Raw genomic sequence first — 22,430 nt, 5'->3', positions numbered from 1 at the left:
TAATGAAAAATTGAACCATGGGCTGAAGCTTCATGAGCTTGATGACGACTTGAAAATCGCCGCCATCACCCAGGATTTGTTACAAAGCTGGGGTAACCGGGCACTGCATGGCGGCTCCTCCGGGCCACAGTCCTGATTCGACTGGAGGTACATGCCAGCGGCAGGTTCATCGATAGACCCGGTCCAGCTGCGTAAAGGCGCCGCGGGCGTGATCCTCCCGGAACAGGTCGTGATCGCGGCGCACACGATCGGCGGCTTCTTCGGCAAAGGCCACCATATCCTCGGTAAACAGCGCCACCGGGCCAATGGCCTCGATGATGGCCGGCTCGATGTCGTAATCCACCTTGCCTGCTTCATCGGACAGGGCGTGTACGCCGGCCAGCACCTGACCGCAAATGCGGGCGTACTGCTTCCACTCCTTTTTGGACAGATCGTCCAGGTCGATGCTGTCGCGAAAGGGCGCGCGCTCGCGAGACATGTAGCTGCGCCCATCAAACTCGACGTGCCCGTAGAACCGGTCGCCCCGAATCAGATGCACGGCCTGGGCGTGGGTGATGCGTTCGGCGCGGGTGTCCATCTCATGCCCGGTATGGGGCACCAGCCCGGCCAGCGCCGAACGTCGGGCCTGCTTGTATTCGATGATCAGATCATCGGTACCGTCACCCTGTGGGCCTTCGATGAGCACGTAATAGCGGTCCAGCCCCAATGAGGCGGTGCCCTGACCGCGCCGGATGGCCACATCCTTGACGCGCATGGCGGTGCCATCAGGCGCGATGGCGCGCGGCGGGACCTCGATGGCATTGTTCTTGATCAGCCGGTCGGTGATCCGCTGAAACTCATCGCGGCGAGTGGAAATGGGCACCAGCTTGTCGGTGGAGCGAAAGCGCTGACCGCTCTCATCGAGATAATCCTCCTTCAGCCAGTCGGCGCGCGCCTCGTGGGCCTCCTTGAACAGCTTGCGAATCAGCTTCGGAGCATTGTCAAGGCGCATCTCCTCATCCTGCTCGGTGCCGTCCCGGGCCAGACGCTGCATGGCGTCGATATAGCCTTCGATGAAATGACGCACGACCCTGGTCCGGTGCTTGCGCTTGAGCTCACCTTCGGTCTCGGCGGCAATCATGAAGCCGGTAGCGCCGCGCTTGAGGTCCCAGGTGAACGGTGCGTAATAGGCTTCGTCGAAGTCGTTGACCGAAAAGATCGGTACGTTGTCGACGTTGGGCATCACGCCGAAGTTCTCGGGATGCACGTCGCCCAGCGCCAGTACGGTCGGCATCCAGCCGTCATCTCCGGCCATGTCGCGATAAAACAGCAGCGCCGTTCCGCGAAAGAAGGAAAAGAGCGAGTCGGAGAGCTGATTGAACTTGAGCTCGGTCTCCTCGCTGCCATCGGCAATGCGGGTCTGATGATCCTCGCGCAGGGTCTGGCGCACGTGCAGGCGGCGATCAAGACCGGTCAGTACCCGCGGACGCAGGATGAATTCACCGCCGGCCACGGCATTGGCCAGTCGGCGAAAGGTTTCCAGACGTGTGCCGACGCTTGAATGGGGCGAGGCGCTGTGGTCCTTGAGCGCTGAAGCCAGTTCTGCCTTGTTCATCGATGAACGCCCCTCGATCCCGCGCTGGCGTGCCTGCTCGTAGAGTGACTGGCGTGTTTGTTCCGTCATGTCGGTCATGCTCACCTCCGGAAGGCCTTGTTTGTGCGGGCTGTCAGGGCATTGCTGAGATACTATCCAGCATGGTCGATTGATGCGCCAGGCGCTCGTTTGGCGGGCACTGTCCGGGAGGAAATGTTCGGGCAGAGGCTTTCATGGATGATTCACGAACCCGGTAACGCAGGCATGACGATAAAAAGGCCCCGATGGTGGCTGGTGGCGCTGGCAGCGCTGGTATTTTCAAGCCTTTGCATGGCACAGGAAGGCGGTAGTGGCAGCGACAGTGAGGCGGAAGGCTGGTACGAGGTCAATGCCCTGAATGTCGGGCTCAATGAGAGCGTCGATCAGACAAATCTTCGTACGCCACGCGAGACGATGCGTCATTTCATGCGCCTGACCGAAAAGGGCGACTATGAAGGGGCCGCGCACATTCTCAACCTCGCCGATCTTTCGCCGCGCGAGCAGCGCGCACGGGGCGGGGAGCTGGCCCGACAATTGGCTGAGGTATTCAGGCGCGGCAAGTGGCTCAATATCTCCACGCTCTCGGCGCGCCCGGATGGCATGATCGAGGATGTCTCCGGCAAGGACCCGCGTGCCGGCAGAATGCGCCGGGATATCGAGCTGGCCTCGCTCGAGGCGGGTAATGATGCCTATGACATCCGTCTGGGGCGCTACCGGGTGGGGGAGGAGGAGCCGGTCTGGCTGATCACGCCGGAAAGCGTGTCATCGATTCCCGTGCTTTATGATCGATACGGCCCTTCGCGTTTCGAGGATTATATTCCGGAGCCGCTGAAGCAGAATTTCGGACTGTTGAGACTCTGGGAATGGATCGCCATTCCGCTGGTACTGCTGGCGATCGGCCTGATCGGCAAGGGCGTGCACCTGGTCATGACGGTCATTACGCGCTGGCTGCCCTCCGGCTCACCCAGCATCTTCTTTACCCAGATTCGAAGCCCGGTGGCGCTGATTGTCATGGCGCTGGTGACGCAGACCCTGCTGGATTTTGTGGTGTCATTCTCGGCCGTGGTGGCCACCACGCTGCGGGTGACGCTCACCATCGTCATGGCTTGGGGCGTCGGGATGATTGCCCTGCGCTTGATCGATACCTTCATGCTGCACATGACCCGGCGCATGGCCGGCGAAATCGATGACTCCAAGCCCCGGGACGAGCGCAAGCTCTTGACCACGCTCTATGCGCTGCGTCGCGTCATCATTCTTGTCATGGTCGTGCTGGTATCGATCTACGTGCTGGGTCAGGTGCGCCTTTTCGAGACGCTGGGCATGTCGGTTCTTGCCTCGGCCAGCGTGCTGGCGGTGCTGGTAGGTATTGCCGGACAGGCGGTGCTGAGCAACATCATTTCCTCGTTTCAGCTCTCGCTGGCAAAGCCGCTGCGCATCGGTGATCTGGTGATGTTTGAAGGCCAGTGGTGCTACGTCGAGAGTATCTTCTATACCTATATCCTGCTGCGGGTCTGGAACGAACGACGCCTGATCGTGCCGGTGACCTATTTCGCCTCCCGCCCCTTTGAGAATCTGTCGGCCAAAAGCACCATGGAGTATCGAACCCTGGAGCTGACGTTGCACCTCAACGCCGATGTGAGCTGTCTACGCGAGAAATTCCTCGAGTTTGCGAAGGCCGAGGAAAACGTCATCGAGCATCACAAATTGCTGTGCAGTGTCACTGCGCAGACCGCCTCGGCACAGACCATCACCTGTTTCATGATGACGGTCGATCCGCTGTCCGGCTGGGCGGCAGAGGCGAGTATCCGCGAAAAGCTCATGGCGTTCATTCGCGACCATCACCCCGACTGGTGGCCGCGTCAGGTGGTGGTCCTGAGTGAACAGGACATTGCCCTTGGTGAGCACACAAAAACGCACTCGTAACGGCATTCCTCAGCGTCGGCCATGCCAAAAAAATCCCCCGGGGCGCTCGCTCCAGGGGATGAGGATGGTGTCTTGTCAGAACCGTGTGATCAGGTCGCCGTGGTGGCAGGTTCTTTTCGGGCGTCGTCGGACTGCTCATTGGGAGTGTCTGAGGGCGCCTCGGGCATCATGGCCTTGTCGTCGGGCGTTGCCGGCTCGGTCTCGGGCATGTCGGTGCTGTTATCGGGCGTGGCCGAATCGCTTTCGGGCATGAAGGCCTTGTCGTCAGGCGTCGCCGGCTCGGTTTCAGGCATGCTGGAGTCGCTCTCCGACATGGTGCTGCTGTCGTTATTGGAGGCGGCAGAAGCTGAGGGCGCCGAGCCTGCGTCATCACGCGTGACGCGCCATACGGCATTGGTCAGATCATCAGCGACGATGACCGAGCCGTCCGGGGCGACACTCACGCCCACCGGGCGTCCGCGTGTATGGCCGTCATCGGTCAGAAAGCCCGAAACAAAGTCCACCGGGTCTCCGGCCGGCTTGCCGTTTTCAAAGGGGACGAACACCACGTTGTAACCGACCGGGTCCGCACGGTTCCAGCTGCCGTGCTGGCCGATGAAAACCCCATCACTGTATTCGCCTCCGACCTGCGGATTGGAAAAGGCGATACCCAACGGCGCACGGTGAGAGGCCAGACTGTAGTCGGGTGCGATGGCCGCCTCAACCTTCTCCGGATTTTCCGGTTTGACACGCGGATCAACATGCTGGCCCCAGTAGCTCCATGGCCAGCCATAGAAGCCGCCATCCTGAATCGAGGTCAGATAGTCCGGCACCAGATTCGGGCCGAGTTCGTCACGCTCGTTGGCGACTGCCCAGAGCGTATTGGTGCCCGGCTGGAAGGTCAGGGCTGTCGGGTTGCGCACGCCGGTAGCGTAGGCTCGATGGGCCCCGGTTTCGGGATCAATCTGCCAGATCTCGGCGCGGTCGACTTCGGCTTCCATGCCGCGCTCGGTGATGTTGCTGTTGGAGCCAATCCCGACATACAGATACTGACCGTCGGGGCTGGCGGTCATCGCCTTGGTCCAGTGGTGGTTGATCTCGGAAGGCAGCGGCGTCACCAGTTCGGGCGAACCGCTGGCCTGTGTCTGGCCATCCTCGTAGTCAAAGCGCACCAGCGAGCCCTGATTGGCGACATAGAGCTGGTCATCGATCAGCGCCAGACCGTAGGGGGCATCAAGACCGTCGGCGAACACGGTTTGCTCTTCATAGGTGCCATCCCCATCGGCATCTCGTAAAAGCGTCAGCCGGTTGCCGCCCTTGACCGAGGTCTTGCCTTTCGCCTTGATGATGCCGGCAATGAAATCCTTGGGCTTGAGCTTCGGGGCATGGCCGCCGCTGCCTTCGGCCACCAGGATATCACCGTTGGGCAGAACCAGCGTCTGGCGCGGAATCTTCAGGTCAGAGGCAATCTCGGTGATGCTATAACCTTCGGGAACCGTCGGCTTGTCATCATTCCACGGCGCCTGCTCGGGCACCGTCATGTTGGGCAGGAGTCCGCGCTGTGGGTCCGGCAGGTTCGGACTGGCGCCAAACTGCGGCTCATCTGCCAGAGCCCCCGCACTGCCCGCCATCAGGGCGATCGCCAGCGGCGTCGTCAGAGTGAGTCTGGACTGGGTCATTGTGATTTCCTCACGCCGGTATTGGTAAAGCCGATCCAGGTGGCGACAAGGGCCAGCACGGTCACAACGAGCGACAGGATGAAGCCGTTTGGCATCATGGCCCAGGCGTCCTTGGCATGGGTCAGCGCGTTGACGAAGCCCAGCAGGAAACTGGCCACCAGCAAGGCGAGATAGATGAGTCCCCGGCGGCGGTCATGGGCAACAAACAGGCCAAAAAGACCACACAGAAAGGCCAAACCGTTGCAGACCAGCGCAAAGGCAATCAGCCAGGAGGAAAAGGTGGCCCACTGGATCTCGTAGCTGTCCATGTAGGCGTAGTCACTCAGCGTGGCGCCAAGAAAGAGCACCAGGGTGCCGGCAAGCAGCACCCCGTGCAGCGGATTAATTCCGCGTCGATAGGTATGTTCGGCTGCAGTGTTCACTTCTGACCCCCTGAAAGCATTGAAAGAAAACCTGTGCACTGGCGGCACGTTATTATCACGAGCGTTCAATCAAAGCGTAGTCGGTTTGTGGTCGTTTCAGTGAAGCACTTTCCCCCTGGTCTGAAACCGCGCTGAATTTCAGACAGCGGTCACGATGACGTGGCCGGCTGATGTCGATTTAAAGGGCGGTCAGTTCACACGGGTCTGGTCTGGACGGTAGTGTCGTCAGGCGTGATCGGATCGGGATGCGCGGTATCTACATCCGGCACTACCTGTGAAAGATCCTCATGATGTTCATGATCGATGGCACCCAGTACCAGCGCCTCGGTGACCACCAGCTCGGCACCGACCACCGACTGCGGCGGGTTGGAGGTGAAGGGGGCCACCGGCATCGGCGCCGGGCGCTGACTGCGACGCCACAGCAAAAAGACCGCCAGCACAAGGCCCAGCCCGCCCATCGTCATGAATAGCCCGCCATTGCCCAGCCGCGACATGACCGGGGTGATCAACGGCGGGCTGAAGGTGGCGCCCAGCTCGTTGATCAGCAAAAGCCCCTGGCTCATGCGCACCAGTGCCCCCGCCGGTGCCCGGTCGGAGGCGTGGCTGATCGACACCGGATAAAGCACGAACACGCTGCCCCCGATCAAAAAGAGCATGCCGGCCATCAGCAGGGGACCATCACCGATCCACAAGAGACCGAAGCACAAGGCTGACAGCGCCAGACTGGTGAGAATCAGCACCATCTGTCGGTCATGGCGATCCGACCATCGCCCGATGGGATACTGCAAAAGCATGGCGCCCAGAATCACCACCGCCATCATGCGACCGACGTCGGAAAGCTCAAGGCCGCTGCGCTGCAGATACAGCGGCAAAAGGCTATAAACCGCCGAGATCAGGAGCCCGGCCACGAAACAGCCTGCCACGCCGGTCGGGGTGACCGTGATCAGCCGCCAGGGGGAGAGCGGCTCGGCGTGTTCGATCAGCGGTGAAACACGCGGGATCAGGCCCAGCGGCAGGATGGACAGGGCCGCCAGAATGGCAATGACCATGAAGGCGGCCGAATCGTCACCGATATCGGCCACACCCAAAAGCAGCTGCCCGATCACGCCGGCGCCATACAGCGCGATCATGTACAGCGCCAGCAGGCGACCGCGTACCTTCGGGTCCGAGGCGCTCAAAAGCCAGCTTTCGATTACCAGATAGACGCCAAGCGTGGCCCAGCCGCACAGAAAGCGCATGACGAACCAGAATTCGGCGTTTACCCACAGACCCTGAGCCAGCACGGTCACTGCCACCAGCGCACCGAAGCAGGCATAGGCACGGATATGACCGATGCGCAGCAGGATTCGGTCACTAAAAAGCGCCCCGATGACCAGACCGGCATGAAAGGCGGCCGATATCCAGCCGATGGTGGTGGCGGATTCGCCGGCGGCGTCCAGACGCACCGTCACCAGCGACATCAGAAAACCGTTGCCGATCCCAAAGATAAAAAGTCCGAGTAATGGCGCAAGGGCCATCGAGAACAACTGGCGTGACATGAGGCGTGTTGATCCTGATGAGCGTCGGCGGGTGGGGGAGCCAACGGGTCTTTCGAAAGCAGGACCTTCGACCGGGCGGTCGAAAGCGAGCGCACTATACGCCTGAAATCCCGGGAAAAGAAGTGAAATAACGCCCTGGGTGAACGGCCCTGGCGCTAGTCGCTGATGGCTGTGACAGAAGCCGTCTCGGAAGCCGCTCGCCGACGTTCCAGTACTCTGGCCCTCAGCGCGACCAGTGCCGCCAGAATCCCGGCGGCTGCCCCCACCAGCATGGCCCAGCGCGGGCCGGCATGGTCGGCGATCGCCCCTACAATGGGCGCTCCGATGGGGGTGCCGCCCATGGTGACTGCAATACGCAGCGCCATCACTCGCCCGCGCATGGCCGGCGTTGTGGTGAGCTGCATGGTGGCGTTGGAGGCGGTCATGAAGGTCAGTGCCGAAAGCCCTGTCAGCATCAGCGCTATGGCAAAGAGCCAGACGCTGGGCGCCAGCGCGGCCAGCAGGCAGAACACGCCGAATGACAACGACGACACCAGCAAAAGCGCCATGCGAGGCTGCTCGCGTCGGGCGGCCAGTAGCGCACCGGTCACCGACCCGACGGCCAGACAGGTGGTCAAAAGCCCGTACTGGTGAGCATCGCCGTGAAAGACGCTCACCGACATGGTCGAGATAAAGACCGAAAAGTTGAAGCCGAAGGTGCCGATCAAAAAGAGCATGATCAACAGCGCGCTCAGATCCGGGCGGTGGCGCACGTAGCGAAAGCCTTCGGTCAGACTGCCGCGGCGCTGGGTGGCCCGTTCGGTAATGTGCAGCTCATTGACACGCAAAAGACACAGCGCGCCCAATACCGCGGCAAAGGAGGCCGCATTGATGATAAAGAGCCAGCCGGTGCCGGCAGCGGCGATCAGAATGCCGGCCACGGCCGGACCTACCATGCGTGCGGCGTTGAATGAGGTGGAATTGAGCGCCACGGCATTGGCCAGAAACTTCTCGCCGACCAGGTCATTGACGAACACCTGACGCGCCGGGGCATCAAAGGCCGTCACACAGCCCAGGGCAAACGCAAAGAGATAGACCTGCCAGAGTGTGACGGCGCCGGTCAGGGTTAAAATTCCGAGCCCCAGCGCCAGCAGACCCTGAAGGGCCTGAGAGAGCATGATCAGACGGCGACGATCAAAGTAGTCCACGGCAAAGCCGGACAGCGGCAGCAGTAAAAGCTGCGGGCCAAACTGCAGCGCCATGGTAATGCCCATGGCGCTGGCATCATGGGCCGTGAGAACGGTCAGCACCAGCCAGTCCTGGGCGATGCGCTGCATCCAGGTCCCCACATTGGACACCATGGCGCCTGCAAACCAGAGCCGGTAGTTGTAAACGCTCAGCGAGCGAAAAAGCCGGCGATCAGGCATGAAGCGTCATGCGCACATCGAGACATGCCATTGAAAAGCGATCCATCATGAAAGGGCGTCAGCGTCCGTGTAAAAAACGAAGAAGTGCCCGCGTCCTTCGACAGGGCCGCTCAGGCGCCGGCATGATGATCAGTGTAGCGGTTTTTTGCAGGCAGGTACGGCCTGGACCTGGCAGGCTCCCGGCAAGGATGGGTAGCTGTCATCAGGGCTGGACATCGGTATCACACGCTCAATGCCCCTGGGGCTGCGGCATGTGAAAGGGGTGATACACCATCTGATTGCGACCGTTGAGCTTTGCCTGATACATCGCTTCATCGGCGCGCTTTAGTAGGGTCATGCCGCTGCAGGCATGGATCCCGGGCATCATGTACTCGATGCTTGAAACGCCCACGCTGATGGTGACGAAAGCTTCCTTTCCCAGCGCCTCATGAGGCACTTTCAGACGCTCGATGGCGGCACGCAGCTGGTCACCCAGATGTTTTGCTCCTGCCTCGTCGGTATCTGGCAGCACGATGACAAACTCTTCTCCGCCATAGCGCACCAGCAGGTCGGAAGATCGGGAAATCACCTTTCGGGCCGCCAGGGCTACCCGCTGGAGACAGCGGTCCCCCTCGGCGTGACCGTAACGATCGTTGAAGTGCTTGAAGTGATCTACATCAAACATGAGCACTGACAACGCCTCCTGATGCCGTACCAGCCGTGACCATTCACGTTCAAGAGCAGCATCCAGCATCCGTCGATTCGCCAGGCCCGTCAGGGGGTCGGTATTGCTGAGTGCTTCCAGGTATCGATTGCTGAGCATCAGCTCCCCTTCGGCATGGTCGATCTGCTGGCGGAAGATATACAGCACAACGCCTGAAAGTGTCAGCGCACCCGCCACGCTGAAACCGTACATGACATCGATCCAGGGGGACGGCATCGGTGAAATCACGGTGTCCGCCGTAAACAGAAAATGCGTGATCAGATACAGCACGCCAAACGAGGCCATAATGGCGGTGTATACCCGTATGCCCGGGCGTTTATAGAGAAAGGCCAGTATGGCGGCGAGGGAAAAATAAAACAGATTGACCCCGGCGCCGGTACCGATAAAACAGGTCACGACAAACAGCTGGCAGCACCCGTTGATCAGTAACGCCGTGCTGGCAGTGTTGTACCATCGTTTGTAATTGAGTGGCAGCACTGACAGGTAGCCTGCCATAAACATCAGATTGGCAAGAAAGACGCCCCGATACCCCGCGAAGTCATAAAAATAATAAAACAGCTGATAGGGTATGGTCGCAACGGTTCCAAAAATGCCCAGCTGATTACTCAGGGCAATCCGGCGGCACACCCCGTGTGGATTGCCTGCAATGCCAGGTGACCAGAATTTTTTGATCGTCTCGAGCATCGGTCCACCTTGAACACCCTCGAGCAGAGCAGGGCTGTTTTGTTGGTATCGACTTGAGAAGCTTGTTGTTCTTGTCAGAGCGTGTGATAGCGCCCTGATCAGCCTCTTCCATTAAGCTTTGACCTCCAACAGCCAGCACCTGGCATGATGGTTTCATTATGGAACGAATCAGGACGTTGCGAGAGAGAACTTTGGTTCATGGGACTGAGGATTCAATGAACGGGTTTGACGCTTCAGGAGAGGGCGCTTATTCAGGGCACATCATGGAGACGTATTGCTGGAGGGAGCGCATTGCTGGATATCGGCCTGACCGGACTGTTCATCTCGGCCTTTTTGTCAGCCACGCTATTGCCGATGGGTTCGGAAGCCGTGCTGGCTTCGCTGCTGCTCAAGGGGGGATCGCCCGTCGCGCTCGTGGCGGTGGCCACGGTCGGTAATGTGCTGGGCTCGCTGTTGAATTACGCCATGGGCTACTGGGCCAATCAGGGCTGGCTCAAGCGTCAGAAACCGGGCGTCATGGCCCGCGCCGAGCAGCGCTTTCGCCGCTATGGACGCTGGTCATTGCTGCTGGCCTGGGTGCCGATCATCGGTGATCCGCTCACGCTGATCGCCGGTGTTCTGCGGGTCAATCTGCTCTGGTTTGTGGGGCTTGTTACCCTGGGTAAGGCGCTGCGCTATATCGTGCTGAGTCTGCTGATCCTGTAGCGTCGGACGCGCTCTGCAGAGCATCGTCCGACGGATGATCACGGCCCTAAAGCGTCCGGTCGCGGGTTTCGCGCACGCTCAGCATGGCCAGAAGGCTCAGGGTTGCCATGCCGACGATGTAGTAGCCCACCCATGAGAGGCCCCCCTGAGTGACCAGCCACTGGGCGGCATAGGGGGCCAGCGACGCGCCCAGAATGCCGGCAAGGCTATAGGCGATGCCGGCACCCGAATAGCGCACCCGTGTCGGTAAAAGCTCCGGTAAAAGCGCGCCCATGGGCGCATAGATCCAGCCCATCGCTGTCAGGCCGAGACACAGGAACACCAGCGTCAGTGGAATCGAGGCGCTGCTGATCAAGGGCGCCAGCATCAGCCCGACGGCAATGGTAAAGATCAGCCCGCTGATGATCACCGGTTTGCGCCCGAAGCGGTCACACGCCAGCGCCGACAGCGGCGTGGCCCCGGCCATGAAGATAATGGCAAAGCACAGCATGCCTAAAAAGGTGCCGCGGTCGACGCCCTGGGTCTGGGTGGCGTAGTTCAGCGTAAACACGGTGGTGATATAGAAGATCGCGTAGCAGGCCACCATGGCCAGCGTGCCCTGCAACAGCGGCGTGCGGTGGTTGCGCAGCAGCTCGATCAGGGGGGCGCGACCGGGCGGCTTTTGCTGCTCGCGGGTAAAGACCTCGGACTCCGCCAGGGTGGTGCGGACATAGAGCCCGATCACCACCAGTACGGCGCTCAGCAAAAACGGAATGCGCCAGCCCCATACCATGAAGGCCTCATCGCTCATCGACAGCAAAATGACCAGAAAGACACCGTTGGCCAGCAGAAAGCCCAGCGACGGCCCCAGCTGCGGGAACATGCCGAAAAAGGCTCGTCGCCCGCGCGGGGCGTTTTCGGTCGCCAGAAGTGCTGCACCACCCCATTCCCCACCAATGCCCAATCCCTGACACAGGCGAAATACGCACAATAGAATCGGTGCGGCAATGCCGATGCTTTGATAGCCGGGCAGGAGTCCGATGCCGACCGTTGCGCCGCCCATCAGTACCAGACTGGCCACCAGCGTCGACTTGCGCCCGATGCGGTCACCGAAATGACCAAAGAGAAACGAGCCTACCGGACGGGCCACGAATGCCAGCCCAAAGCTCATGAAGGCGGCCAGCACCTGCATCTGAGAGGACTCTCCCGGAAAGAAGGTGGGCCCGATCACAAGTGCTGCCGCGGTCGCGAAGATATAGAAGTCATAAAACTCGATGGTGGTGCCCGCAAGACTTGCGATCATCACGCGTCGTGGCGTGTTGGCCGGTGCTGTCGGCGAGGTCGTCTCGCCGGCCGCGGGTGAAACGGTATCGGTGGTCATGCAGTCATGCTCCCGGGGTGGCGGTCGATCTTCTCTGAAAGCTCTCCGGCTCGAGAAGAGGGTCAAAATGCCCCGGGATAACGGGGAAAGGGGCGCGGCACGGTCATCGCGTTCGGGTGCCAAACACGGACGCCCCGGTGAGGGGCGGGCCGGACATTACGCTTTCGGGTCGAAAGGGGGCAACATCTTACCCATCGTCGCTCAGCGCAGCCCTGAGACTTTTGTTGAATATCACAGGGCAGTTCGCAGCCGGCCCGGGCGAGCCCGTATCAGACATCATGGCCGGACCAGGGGCGGTCCTGCTCTTTCTTGCTGGACATCCGATCCAGGACGGCCAGCTCTGCGTGTGGGAGGACCAGATTGGCGGCGTCCAGGTTCTCTTCAAGATGCGAAGGTGTCGAGGTGCCCGGTATCAGCAGAATATTGGGCGAGCGCTGTAACAGCCAGGCCAGCGCCACCTGCATCGGTGTCGCCTCGATGCGCGCGGCAACCTCATCCAGCACGTCCGATTGAAGCGGTGTGAAGCCGCCCAGCGGAAAGAAGGGCACGTAAGAGATGTTCTGCGCGGCCAGTTCATCGATCAGGGCATCATCCTGGCGCTGGACCAGGTTGTACTGGTTCTGCACACAGGCCACGTCACCGCTTTTTTGTGCCTCTCGTATCTGGGTAGCGGTGACGTTGCTCAGTCCCAGATGGCGAATCAGTCCGCGTGCCTTCAGCTCCAGCAGTGTTGTCCAGGGGCCCTCCAGCGATCCTTCCGCCGGACCGTGGGGATCGATCATGCTACGAAGGTTCACCACATCCAGTGCTTCGAGCCCGAGGTGTCGCAGGTTGTCTTCCACGGCGCGGGTCAATTCTTCAGGCGAGAGCGCCGGTAGCCAGGCGCCTTTCTCATCGCGACGGGCGCTGACCTTGGTCACGATATGCAGCTGATCCGGGTAGGGATGCAGCGCCTCACGAATCAGCTGATTGGTGACGTGTGGACCGTAAAAGTCCGACGTGTCGAGATGATCAACGCCTGACTCGATGGCGGCCTGAAGCACTCGGCGTGCCCTGGCCGGGTCCGCTGGCGGGCCAAAGACACCGGGCCCTGCCAGCTGCATGGCGCCATAGCCCATGCGACAGACCTGCCACTCGCCCAGCGTATAGCGTCCAGCCCCTTCAATGGTGATCATGATGACTCTCTCCATGGTGTGCGACCAGGCTGCTGCCGGCAGCATTATCGATACAGTGCCCGCGTGTATCGATGACTGGATTGAGCATAGTCTCCAGCGCGGCAATCGCCATGAAGGCACACTCTGACGGCGATAGGGGACGCGCATTCGCGGTCTTTTCATTAACACGCTATCTTTTCCCGAGACACCGGGTGCAAGACACCCCAATGCATGCCAAAGGGAAATGACCCATGAGTGATCAGGAATATACGCCGCCGAAAGTCTGGGAACCGAAGGAAAGCGGTGGCAAGTTTGCCAGTATCAATCGTCCGGTCGCCGGGCCCACGCATGACAAGACACTATCGGTCGGCAAGCATCCGTTTCAGCTCTATTCGCTGGCCACACCCAACGGCGTGAAAGCCTCCATCATGCTTGAGGAGCTGCTGGCGCTCGGTCATGAGGGGGCCGAATACGATGCGTGGCTGATCAACATTGGCGAAGGCGATCAGTTCGGCAGCGGCTTTGTCGAACTCAACCCCAACTCCAAGATTCCGGCACTGGCCGACCACACCACCGAACCGCCCACACGGGTGTTCGAGTCCGGCTCGATTCTTTTGTATCTGGCCGAGAAGTTTGGCGAGCTGCTGCCGAGTGAGCACGTCGCGCGCACTGAAACCATGAACTGGCTGTTCTGGCAGATGGGCAGCGCGCCCTTCCTGGGGGGCGGTTTCGGGCACTTTTATGCCTATGCGCCGGTGAAGCTCGAATACCCGATCGACCGTTACACCATGGAAGCCAAGCGTCAGCTTGATGTGCTTGACCGCCATCTGGCTGATAACGCTTACATGGCCGGCAGTGAGTACACCATTGCCGATATCGCCATCTGGTCCTGGTATGGCCAGCTGGTGCTGGGCCGTTTGTACGATGCTGCCGAGTTCCTGCAGGTGGAAAGCTATGAGCACGTCGTGCGCTGGGCGAAAGAGATCGACGCTCGCCCGGCGGTACAGCTTGGCCGCATGGTCAATCGCACCTTCGGTGAGCCGGACACCCAGCTCCACGAACGCCACGATGCCAGCGACTTCGATACGAAGACGCAGGACAAAATCGGTCAGAGCTGATTTTTACCAGGGTCAGAGAGTGAAAAGCCCGGCGCCGAGCCGGGCTTTTTGCTGTCCGGCTCGGTTGATGACGTCACTGCGATAATGATGGCGCCGAAAGTCGGGCACTGAAGTGGTCGATCAGCACCCGAAGTCTGGAGGTGAGATAGCGGTTTGACGGCCAGAGCATATGAAAGGTGCCACTGCGTCCTGTCTGGTCCGGCAGGACGCGCTCGAGCTTTCCTGCCGCAAGCGCATCGTGAATGGCGAAATCGGGCAGGCAGGCAATGCCGTGGCCGTCGAGCGCAAACTGAAGGTTGGCATCCAGACTGTTGCAGACCATGGTCACAGGCAGTTGACTCATGGGAAGGGCCTCTCCCAGAGGCCAGGGCTCCAGTCGCCCGGTGCTGGCATAGCGATAGTGCAGGCAGCGATGTCGGGGCAGTGATTCGATATTTGCCGGATAGCCATGACGGTGAAAGTAGTCGGGGGCTCCTGCCAGCGAGAGATGGAAGGCCCCCAGACGTCGCGAGGCCAGGCGTGAATCGGCCGGGCAGGCCGCACGGACCACGGCATCAAATTTCTCATCAATGAGGTCGACCACACGGTCGTTGAAGTCCAGATCAAGGGTGATCTCCGGATAAAGACGAGTGAAGTCGCTGAGAATGGGGAGCATGAGGGCACGCGCATTGGGAAGGCTCAGGCGCAGGTGGCCTTCGGGCCTGTGCTGATGGGCCGTCAGCTCGTGCTGAAGCGAGGCCACATCATCAAGAATGTGTCGGCTGCGGGTCAGGAAGTACCGGCCTTCCTCGGTGAGCGTCATGCTGCGCGTACTGCGATACAGCAGTTGCACCCCCAGTTGAGCTTCCAGCCTTGAAATACTCTTGCCTACCGCAGAGGCGGAAACTCCCAGTTGACGGGCCGCCTGGGTAAAGCTCAGTGACTCTGCAACGTGAAGAAAAATGTTCATGCTATGAAGGCCGTGCATCGATGCTGTCCGAAGTCGGAGGGATTGCGGACAAAAATGTCTCATGTGTTCGGCCTCATGACCACATTGTCTGTCCCGGCAGGCATCTGTAGGGTCTCCGGCTCTCGATAGTCGGAGGTTAATGTCATGATACGCAGGATGTTTTTGAATCAATCGGATAGCTGTCGCCTCCATGGGTCATCGCGACCAAAGGAGCGCAGGGCGTGACTCAATCGGGACGTTCCCTCTTTTTTATCGCCCTGGGTCTATTTGGCCTCTATGCCGTTGAGTTTGGTGTGGTGGGTGTTTTGCCGACCATTACCGAGCGCTACGGGGTGTCGGTCGCACATGCCGGCTGGCTGGTAGGGTTTTTCGCCTTGATCGTGGCGGTGGTCGGGCCCCTTATGGTGCTGTGGCTGAGCCGCTTTGATCGCCGCAAGGTGCTGGTGGCTGCGCTTTTGGGGTTTAGCCTGTGCAGTCTGCTTTCTGCCTGGGCCTCCAGCTTCAACATGTTGATGGCACTGAGGGTGCCGTCGGCCCTGCTGCATCCAGTATTTTTTTCGGCCGCATTTGCCGCAGCGGTAGCGCTTTATCCACCCGAACAGGCGACGCAGGCCACGGCCAGAGCGCTGGTGGGCACCAGTATGGGACTGGTCATTGGTGTGCCCCTGACCACATGGATTGAAGCGACCATTTCTTATGAAGCGTCATTTTATTTCTGCGCGCTGGTCAATCTGATCGCGGCCATCGGCCTCTGGCTCATGCTGCCGGCCCAGTCCAGCGAGGGGTCTGCACAGCAGGGCAGTGTGTCGAGCGTGCTGCGCAAGCCGGCCATCTGGTATTCGATTGGCGCGACGGTGGCCATCTTCGGCGCGATGTTTTCCGTTTATAGCTACGCCGCCGAATACCTCGGGCGTATCACCGGCTTCTCGAGTCAGACCATTAGCCTTTTGCTGTTCGTCTTCGGTATCGGTGGCGTGGCCGGCAATCTGCTCGCGGGTCGCCTGCTGGGGCGATGGCAGGCAATGACGGTGCTCGGATATCCGCTGACTCTGGCAATGGCGTATCTGTTGCTGCTGATGCTGGGGTCCTCCGACATGGCGACAATGCTGCCCATCTGTTTGTTATGGGGGGCTGCTCATACCAGCGGGCTTGTCGTCTGTCAGATATGGCTGGGCTCGGCGGCAACGGAGGCACCGGAGTTTGCCACCAGCCTTTTTGTCTCCTCGGCCAACTTTGGGACAGTGTGCGCCTCCTCTGTCAGTGGCTGGTTCATTGCCACCTGGGGCATGCCGGGCACGCTGGTCAGTGGCTGGAGCTTTGCGGCGGTGGGCGTGGCTTTCATACTGCTGCGTATCGTGACAGGCCATGTCTGCGATAGACAGCGCATGCAGGCATGCTCGTGAGCGCGAAGGCGTCGTGAGGCGAGTGTCGCCTCGCCGGCCCGGGCTGCGTATGCTGTTGTGACATGGGAATATCTTGTGCAGACAGGTGCCAGGGACAGGAGCAGAGGTGATGGTAGAAGGCAGTCCGAATGGCGACATGCTTGATGTGATCGTGGTGGGCGGCGGTGCAACAGGCCTGGCCTGCGCGCGAGTGCTGGCCAGAGGCGGTAAACGGGTTGTGCTGCTGGAGCAGGCGTCACGTGTGGGCGGCAACATCAGCAGCCGGCGCGACGGTGACTGGCAGACCGAAATCGGTCCCAACACGTTGATCATGAAGCCACCGCTCTATCGCCTGCTTGAGGAAATGAATCTGCTGGACGAGGTTCAGTCAGCCAACCCGACCGCCCAAAAGCGGTTTGTGGCCATGGATGGTACGCCGGTCGCGCTACCGACCCATCTGCTGCGGGCGCTGAATAATCCACTGATCGGGCGAGAGGGCTGGTCGCAGATCGTGCGCGAACCCTTCGTCAAAAAAAGTCAGGCCGAGGAGGAGAGTCTGGCCGGCTTTGTCGAGCGCCGCTTGGGAAGGCGGGTGCTGGAGCGCATGGTCGACCCCTTTGTGTCGGGCGTCTATGCCGGTGATCCGCAAAGACTCTCGGCACAGGCCGCGATGCCACGGCTGGTCGCGATCGAGCAGGAATATGGCTCGCTGATTCGCGGTGGCCTGACAAGGCTCTGGCAATCGCGTCGGGCAACGCCTGAAATGCCGGCCGAGTGGCGAGGCAAGCTGATGAGCTTTCCTTCGGGCCTTGAGCGTCTGGCCGAGCGTCTGGCTGAAGAGATTGAGTCCTGCGGCGGCGAGATCGCCTGCCAGTGCGAAATAAGCACCCTCAAAAAACTGGACAACGGCTGGGAAGTGACCGACGCCAAGGGCCACATTCGGCGTGCCCGCGAGCTGGTGCTGGCGGTATCGGCGCCCGTGGCGGCAGGGCTTCTGGGCTCGCTGGATGAAGCGCTGACGGCGCCGCTTGAGGAGATCGCCTATCCGCCGGTCAACGCCGTCGCGCTGGGCTTTCGGCGTGAGGACGTTACGCATGCCCTCGATGGCTTTGGCGTACTGATCCCTAGCGTTGAAAAACGCCGCACGCTGGGCGCGCTTTTCTCCTCGACCATCTTTGAAGGCCGCGCGCCCGCCGGACACTGTCTGATCAACGCCTTCATCGGCGGTCGGCGTCAGCCTGAAGCCGCTGAAGGCAGCGACGCCGAGCAGATCCGGCAGGTGCTTTACGATCTGCGCGATCTGCTAGGCATTCGCGGTGACCCGGTGTGGCAGCAGGTCAACCGCTGGCCGCGCGCCATTCCGCAGTACGAGCTGGGACATCTGAAGCGCATTGCAAGACTGGACCGTGCGCTTGAACATCACAGCGGGCTCTCGCTGGTCGGTAACTGGCGCGACGGTATCGCGGTGGGGGACTGTCTGGAAAACGGCCGGCTGCTTGGTGAGCGGCTAGCAGGACGTCTCTAGTCCGCTTTTTTGCCAGATTCTGCCAAACGATAGTCGTGTTGTCCCGGCGATGATTTACCAATGTGGAGGGTTTGATCATGCAGCCTGTCATAATCCGCCGACCGCTGCCGGGCTGGGGCACCACCTACGGACCGTCCGGCGACGGGCCTTTTCCTGCGGTAATGGTGCTGCATGGTTCGGAAGGGGCGTGGGCAGGCTGGAGTCATCGCCATGCGGTGATGCTGGCCGCCCATGGTTTTCTGGCCTTTCCGCTAGGGTTCTCTGTCGGGGGCAATGCCTGGAACGCCGGCCAGATCATTGAAGTGCCGCTTGAGCGAACGGTGGCGGCCCTGCAGGCGCTGCGCGGCTTTGCCTTCACGGGTCAAGGGGTAGGGCTTTATGGGGCCTCGAGAGGCGCCGAGCATGCACTGCTGGTGGCATCATTAATGGCCAGAGACAGTATTGAGGGCCTCCCCGATAGCCTGGCAGCGCATGCACCCCCGGATGTGGTTTGCGGTGGGTTCGATGCCCGCACTTTTCGCGACAGCGGCGATCCGGGCTGGCAGGCCTGGGATGGCGCGCAGCGCGCCTGGTCATGGCAGGGCAGCAGTGAGGGCCTTTTGCCCACCACGCCGATCGAGATCGAACGCTACGACGGGCCGCTTTTTTTAAGCCATGGCACGGCAGATATCATGTGGTCGGTCGCCATGACTCGCCGGCTGGAGGCGCGTCTCAAGCGGCATGGGCGCACGCCCGAGGTGGTCTACATGCAGGGAGAGGGGCATATCCCCGGTGATGAGGCCGAAAATGACTGGTATGCCCGTTTGATGACCTTTTTTGCCCGCACGTTAATGGCATAATCCCCGCCCAGAGCAAAGCGGCTGCCAGTCCAGCCGCGCCCGGCGCCCGTTCGGTGCTGTGATCGAGGTTGTTTCCCGTCTTCAAGGATGTCTGATGAAAACCCTGTTTCGCGCCTATCTCAAGGCCTCCCTGATCCTGCGCGTGACGCTGGCGCTGGTGCTGGGCGTGGTCGCCGGCCTGTTCGGCGGTGAGTACGTCACCTGGCTTTCGCCACTTGGCGATCTGCTGCTGCGCCTTTTGCAGTTTCTGATCGTGCCCATCGTGCTGTTTACGCTGATGGTCGGCATCAACCAGGCCGACGTGGGCAGCATGGGTCGCATCGGGCGCAAGGTGCTGCTCTATTACGTGGTGACCACAGCGCTGGCCATCGTGGTGGGGCTTGCAGTCGCCACACTGTTCAACCCGGGTCAGGGCCTGACGCTGGACACCAGTGCCACCGTCAGCGTGCCGGAAAATCCGGGGCTGGTGCAGGTGCTGTTGAACATCGTGCCCAGCAACATCGTCTCGGCCTTTGCCGAGCCCAATCTGATGGGCATCATTTTCACCGCCGTGGTGTTTGGTCTGGCGCTCTTGTTCATGCGATCCAGTGATGCCCAGCGCGAGATGGGTGATCAGCTCTACCGCCTGCTGGAGGCGCTTAACGCCGTGACCATGAAGGTGATGGCCGGCGTGTTGCACGTGGTGCCGATCGGCGTGTTCGCGATCGTGGCCAACACGGTCAGCCAGCAGGGGCTTGAAACCATCCTGTCGCTGGGCGACATGGTGATGGTGCTCTACATCGCGCTGGGTGTGCATCTGCTGGTCTACTGCGTGTTGATGAAGCTTTTTGGCGTGAAGCTTTGGGATTTCTTTCGCGAGGCACGCACGCCCATGGCGACGGCCTTTGCCACCCAGAGCAGCTCCGGCGTTCTGCCGCTGAGCCTTAACGCCGCCAGTCGCATGGGGCTGCCGCAGTCGCTGTATGGTTTCAGCCTGCCGCTGGGCGCGACCATCAACATGGACGGCGCGGCGATTCGGATCGCCATTTCGGCGGTGTTTGCCGCCAATGTGATGGGCACGCCGCTGGATATCGCCACCATGGCGCAGATCGTGTTGATCGGGACGCTGATCTCCATTGGTACGGCCGGGGTGCCGGGCGCGGGCATCGTCATGATCGCCACCGTCTTCTCTCAGGTTGGTCTGCCAATCGAGACCGTGGCGCTTTTGACCTCGATCGACGCGCTGGTAGGCATGGGCTGTACCGCCCTCAACGTCACCGGTGACCTGGCCGGTACAGCACTGATTGCCCGCAGCGAGCGCAAGGGCCGTAGTCGTTCCGGCCAGCCGGCAAGTGCCCCTGTTGAATCCACCAGAAAGGAGCCGCGGCTATGACGGCCCTGAGTACTGACTATCCGGGCACCGACTATCTGATCATCGGCGCTGGCAGCATGGGGATGGCAACCGCCGATTGGCTGGCCCGACACAGTGATGCCAGCGTGCAGCTGCTCGATGCCTTTAGTCCGCCCCATGAGCACGGCGCGCATCACGGCGAAACGCGTCTGCTGCGCCAGGCCTACGGCGAGGGCAGCAGCTATGTGCCGCTGGCTCGCCGCGCGCTCGAGCTTTGGAAACAGCTGGAAGAAGAAAGCGGCGAGACGCTTTTTCTGCCGACCGGCGTGATCAATGTGGGTCCGCCCGGAACGCCCTTTATCCAGCAGGTTGAGGCCAGTGCCCGACAGCATGGTCTGGCGCTCGATAGTCTCTCCGGAGATCAGGTGTCACGGCGCTGGCCCGGCTGGGCACTGGATCAGTCCATGCACGGCTGTTTCGAGCCTGAGGCTGGCGTGCTGTTTGTGGAACGCATCATCGCTTGCTGGCGTGAGCGCGTGGCACGCAGCCCGAGGATGTCGCTGGCCACCGGCGCACAGGTCATTCGGCTTGAGGCGGGCGAGCAGGGCGGCTGGGTGGCGGTCTGTGCCGATGGCCGTCGATTTGGCGCCGAACGAGTGCTGCTTTCCAGCGGTCAGCACATCGCGCCGTTGATGGCGGAGCTGGACGTCGAGCTACCCTTGAACCGGGTACGCAAGACCTTTGCCTGGTATAGGTGTGATGCGCGTTTTGAGGCGGAGCAGTTTCCGGGCTTTAGTCTGACGACGCCCTCGGGGGCCGTCTATTACGGCTTCCCTGATATCGAGGGTGCCGGTTTCAAGATGGGCCGCCACGACAGCGGCCAGCTGCTTGAGCCCGATGAGGCAATGGTGGCCTTCGGCGAGCATGAGGATGATGTCAGCGAATTCCAGCAGGTAGTGGATCGCTACTTTCCCGGCATCCAGACGCTGCGTCATGGTGCGGTGTGCCAGTACATTCGCACGCCCGATGAACATTTTCTGATCGATGAGCCCCTGCCCGGACTGATTGTGGCCGGCGGCTTCTCCGGTCACGGCTTCAAGTTTGCCAGCGCCCTGGGCGAGGCACTTGGACTCTGGCTGGATCAGCAGCGTCGTCTGCCGGAACTGGCACTGTTCGGTCTGGCGCGGTTTTCATCATCACAGGACAGTGCGTCATGACCATTGCACCGTTGACGTCACTGACCTGTCCGCTGGACGGGGCGCCGCTGTCGCGTACTGAGTCAGGCTGGTGCTGCCCGCAGGGTCATACGTTTGATGTGTCACGCCAGGGCCACGTCAATCTGCTGCCGGTGCAGAAAAAGCGCTCCCGCGATCCGGGCGACAGCAAGGCCATGATCGCCGCGCGTCGGCGCTTTCTGGAAGCCGATCACTATCAGGGCATTGCCGAGGCCGTCAGTCGCCGGGTCCTCGCCCATGGCGCGGCCCACGAGGCGCTTGCCGTACTGGATGCCGGCTGCGGCGAAGGGTACTACCTGCGCGCCCTGGCCCAGGCCGCTTCGGTTCGCAGACTCTCCGTACTGGGTCTGGATATCTCCAAATGGGCGGTGCAGGCCGCAGCCGGGCGTGACCGGCGCATGCAGTGGGTGGTGGGCAGCAATGCCGCGCTGCCGGTGCCGGATCAAAGCCTGGATGTGGTGCTGTGCATGTTCGGATTCCCGACGCCTGCCGAGTTTGCCCGCGTGCTCAAACCCGGCGGATTGCTGCTGGAGGTCGAGGCCGGCCCTGACCATCTGATTGAACTGCGCGAGATCATCTATCCAACGCTCAAGGCCCCGCGCGAGCCGCGTCAGGCACCCGAGCCCGGTTTTAAATCCGATATGGTCGAGACGGTGCGCTATGCCCGCACGTTAAGCAGTCGTGAGCAGATTCTTGATTTGCTGGTGATGACGCCGCATCTCTATCGCGCGACTGCCGAGGGGCGGGCGAAGGCCGAGGCGCTTGCCCATCTGGATGTCACGGTCGAGGCGCGGCTTACAGGCAGCCTGCGCCTGTAGAACGCTCACCTTCCCTGGCAACCTGCCCTTCAAAAAAAAGCGCGCCCGGTGATGACCGGGCGCGCGTTT

Annotated in this window: 18 protein-coding genes; 9 read left to right on the top strand and 9 right to left on the bottom strand. The window is 61.1% G+C overall.

All coding sequences use genetic code 11. The annotated features are described in order from the left end of the window. Positions 1-166 precede the first annotated feature (166 nt). Positions 167-1,672 (bottom strand): DUF2252 domain-containing protein, encoded by a 1,506-nt coding sequence (locus B9H00_RS03610; RefSeq protein ID WP_086899514.1) that lies wholly within the window; start codon positions 1,670-1,672, stop codon positions 167-169. Between the two features lie 165 nt (positions 1,673-1,837). Here B9H00_RS03610 and B9H00_RS03605 point away from each other — a divergent pair, with 165 nt between their 5' ends. Then, positions 1,838-3,535, top strand: coding sequence for a mechanosensitive ion channel family protein (locus B9H00_RS03605; RefSeq protein WP_086901683.1), 1,698 nt, complete (start codon positions 1,838-1,840; stop codon positions 3,533-3,535). Positions 3,536-3,624: 89 nt separating this feature from the next. On the opposite strand, the gene B9H00_RS03600 is transcribed toward B9H00_RS03605, so the two are convergent. From B9H00_RS03600 to B9H00_RS03580, 5 genes are all read right to left on the bottom strand, one after another. Further along, on the bottom strand, positions 3,625-5,193 hold the full coding sequence (locus tag B9H00_RS03600; protein WP_086899513.1) for a PQQ-dependent sugar dehydrogenase: 1,569 nt from the start codon (positions 5,191-5,193) through the stop codon (positions 3,625-3,627). Then, positions 5,190-5,615: a DUF2231 domain-containing protein gene (locus tag B9H00_RS03595; protein ID WP_086899512.1), complete on the bottom strand. Its 426-nt coding sequence runs from the start codon at positions 5,613-5,615 to the stop codon at positions 5,190-5,192. The genes B9H00_RS03600 and B9H00_RS03595 overlap by 4 nt, the downstream gene beginning before the upstream one ends. A 194-nt stretch (positions 5,616-5,809) precedes the next feature. After that, complete coding sequence (locus B9H00_RS03590) at positions 5,810-7,153, bottom strand: MFS transporter (protein WP_086899511.1); 1,344 nt, start codon at positions 7,151-7,153, stop codon at positions 5,810-5,812. 155 nt (positions 7,154-7,308) lie between these two features. Continuing rightward, a complete protein-coding gene (locus tag B9H00_RS03585; RefSeq protein ID WP_086899510.1) occupies positions 7,309-8,559 on the bottom strand; it encodes an MFS transporter in 1,251 nt (416 codons plus the stop codon). Between the two features lie 229 nt (positions 8,560-8,788). Beyond that, the gene (locus B9H00_RS03580; RefSeq protein ID WP_086899509.1) at positions 8,789-9,946 is read right to left on the bottom strand and encodes a GGDEF domain-containing protein; all 1,158 of its coding nucleotides are present in this window, start codon (positions 9,944-9,946) and stop codon (positions 8,789-8,791) included. 291 nt (positions 9,947-10,237) lie between these two features. Here B9H00_RS03580 and B9H00_RS03575 point away from each other — a divergent pair, with 291 nt between their 5' ends. Further along, positions 10,238-10,651 carry a YqaA family protein gene (locus B9H00_RS03575; protein WP_211329559.1) on the top strand — a complete coding sequence of 138 codons (414 nt, stop codon included), beginning with the start codon at positions 10,238-10,240 and terminating at the stop codon, positions 10,649-10,651. Between the two features lie 46 nt (positions 10,652-10,697). Here B9H00_RS03575 and B9H00_RS03570 read toward each other — a convergent pair whose 3' ends face one another. Both B9H00_RS03570 and B9H00_RS03565 read right to left on the bottom strand, forming a co-directional pair. After that, complete coding sequence (locus tag B9H00_RS03570; RefSeq protein ID WP_086899508.1) at positions 10,698-12,011, bottom strand: MFS transporter; 1,314 nt, start codon at positions 12,009-12,011, stop codon at positions 10,698-10,700. A 269-nt stretch (positions 12,012-12,280) separates the two neighbouring features. Next, positions 12,281-13,186, bottom strand: a complete 906-nt coding sequence (locus B9H00_RS03565; protein WP_086899507.1) for an aldo/keto reductase family oxidoreductase — start codon at positions 13,184-13,186, stop codon at positions 12,281-12,283. 230 nt (positions 13,187-13,416) lie between these two features. Here B9H00_RS03565 and yghU point away from each other — a divergent pair, with 230 nt between their 5' ends. Further along, positions 13,417-14,283, top strand: coding sequence for a glutathione-dependent disulfide-bond oxidoreductase (gene yghU, locus B9H00_RS03560; protein WP_086899506.1), 867 nt, complete (start codon positions 13,417-13,419; stop codon positions 14,281-14,283). A gap of 73 nt (positions 14,284-14,356) precedes the next feature. Here the strand turns inward: yghU and B9H00_RS03555 are convergent, their stop codons facing one another. Next, positions 14,357-15,232, bottom strand: coding sequence for a LysR family transcriptional regulator (locus tag B9H00_RS03555; RefSeq protein ID WP_236944348.1), 876 nt, complete (start codon positions 15,230-15,232; stop codon positions 14,357-14,359). 221 nt (positions 15,233-15,453) lie between these two features. On the opposite strand from B9H00_RS03555, the gene B9H00_RS03550 reads away from it, so the two are divergent. From B9H00_RS03550 to B9H00_RS03525, 6 genes are all read left to right on the top strand, one after another. Further along, a complete protein-coding gene (locus B9H00_RS03550) occupies positions 15,454-16,635 on the top strand; it encodes an MFS transporter (protein ID WP_086899504.1) in 1,182 nt (393 codons plus the stop codon). Between the two features lie 109 nt (positions 16,636-16,744). After that, positions 16,745-18,139: a protoporphyrinogen oxidase gene (gene hemG, locus B9H00_RS03545; RefSeq protein WP_086899503.1), complete on the top strand. Its 1,395-nt coding sequence runs from the start codon at positions 16,745-16,747 to the stop codon at positions 18,137-18,139. A gap of 77 nt (positions 18,140-18,216) precedes the next feature. Continuing rightward, on the top strand, positions 18,217-18,978 hold the full coding sequence (locus B9H00_RS03540; RefSeq protein WP_086901681.1) for an alpha/beta hydrolase family protein: 762 nt from the start codon (positions 18,217-18,219) through the stop codon (positions 18,976-18,978). Between the two features lie 94 nt (positions 18,979-19,072). Next, positions 19,073-20,350 (top strand): dicarboxylate/amino acid:cation symporter, encoded by a 1,278-nt coding sequence (locus B9H00_RS03535; protein ID WP_086899502.1) that lies wholly within the window; start codon positions 19,073-19,075, stop codon positions 20,348-20,350. Continuing rightward, positions 20,347-21,525: an N-methyl-L-tryptophan oxidase gene (gene solA / locus B9H00_RS03530; RefSeq protein ID WP_086899501.1), complete on the top strand. Its 1,179-nt coding sequence runs from the start codon at positions 20,347-20,349 to the stop codon at positions 21,523-21,525. The genes B9H00_RS03535 and solA overlap by 4 nt, the downstream gene beginning before the upstream one ends. Next, positions 21,522-22,361 (top strand): putative RNA methyltransferase, encoded by an 840-nt coding sequence (locus B9H00_RS03525; protein WP_086899500.1) that lies wholly within the window; start codon positions 21,522-21,524, stop codon positions 22,359-22,361. The genes solA and B9H00_RS03525 overlap by 4 nt, the downstream gene beginning before the upstream one ends. The last annotated feature ends 69 nt before the right edge of the window (positions 22,362-22,430 follow it).

This window comes from Kushneria marisflavi (assembly GCF_002157205.1).
Lineage (GTDB): Bacteria > Pseudomonadota > Gammaproteobacteria > Pseudomonadales > Halomonadaceae > Kushneria > Kushneria marisflavi.
The sequence above is the reverse complement of the archived record's forward strand: the minus strand, read 5'-3'. Positions and strand labels throughout refer to the sequence as shown.

What these genes read in the sequence shown, in the direction of transcription:
- B9H00_RS03610 (WP_086899514.1), bottom strand. Translation starts at nt 1,672, where the DNA reads ATGACCGACATGACGGAACAAACACGCCAGTCACTCTACGAGCAGGCA.
- B9H00_RS03535 (WP_086899502.1), top strand. Translation starts at nt 19,073, where the DNA reads ATGAAAACCCTGTTTCGCGCCTATCTCAAGGCCTCCCTGATCCTGCGC.
- yghU (WP_086899506.1), top strand. Translation starts at nt 13,417, where the DNA reads ATGAGTGATCAGGAATATACGCCGCCGAAAGTCTGGGAACCGAAGGAA.
- B9H00_RS03565 (WP_086899507.1), bottom strand. Translation starts at nt 13,186, where the DNA reads ATGATCACCATTGAAGGGGCTGGACGCTATACGCTGGGCGAGTGGCAG.
- B9H00_RS03525 (WP_086899500.1), top strand. Translation starts at nt 21,522, where the DNA reads ATGACCATTGCACCGTTGACGTCACTGACCTGTCCGCTGGACGGGGCG.
- B9H00_RS03555 (WP_236944348.1), bottom strand. Translation starts at nt 15,232, where the DNA reads ATGAACATTTTTCTTCACGTTGCAGAGTCACTGAGCTTTACCCAGGCG.
- B9H00_RS03580 (WP_086899509.1), bottom strand. Translation starts at nt 9,946, where the DNA reads ATGCTCGAGACGATCAAAAAATTCTGGTCACCTGGCATTGCAGGCAAT.
- B9H00_RS03570 (WP_086899508.1), bottom strand. Translation starts at nt 12,011, where the DNA reads ATGACCACCGATACCGTTTCACCCGCGGCCGGCGAGACGACCTCGCCG.
- B9H00_RS03585 (WP_086899510.1), bottom strand. Translation starts at nt 8,559, where the DNA reads ATGCCTGATCGCCGGCTTTTTCGCTCGCTGAGCGTTTACAACTACCGG.
- solA (WP_086899501.1), top strand. Translation starts at nt 20,347, where the DNA reads ATGACGGCCCTGAGTACTGACTATCCGGGCACCGACTATCTGATCATC.
- B9H00_RS03605 (WP_086901683.1), top strand. Translation starts at nt 1,838, where the DNA reads ATGACGATAAAAAGGCCCCGATGGTGGCTGGTGGCGCTGGCAGCGCTG.
- B9H00_RS03540 (WP_086901681.1), top strand. Translation starts at nt 18,217, where the DNA reads ATGCAGCCTGTCATAATCCGCCGACCGCTGCCGGGCTGGGGCACCACC.
- hemG (WP_086899503.1), top strand. Translation starts at nt 16,745, where the DNA reads ATGGTAGAAGGCAGTCCGAATGGCGACATGCTTGATGTGATCGTGGTG.
- B9H00_RS03590 (WP_086899511.1), bottom strand. Translation starts at nt 7,153, where the DNA reads ATGTCACGCCAGTTGTTCTCGATGGCCCTTGCGCCATTACTCGGACTT.
- B9H00_RS03600 (WP_086899513.1), bottom strand. Translation starts at nt 5,193, where the DNA reads ATGACCCAGTCCAGACTCACTCTGACGACGCCGCTGGCGATCGCCCTG.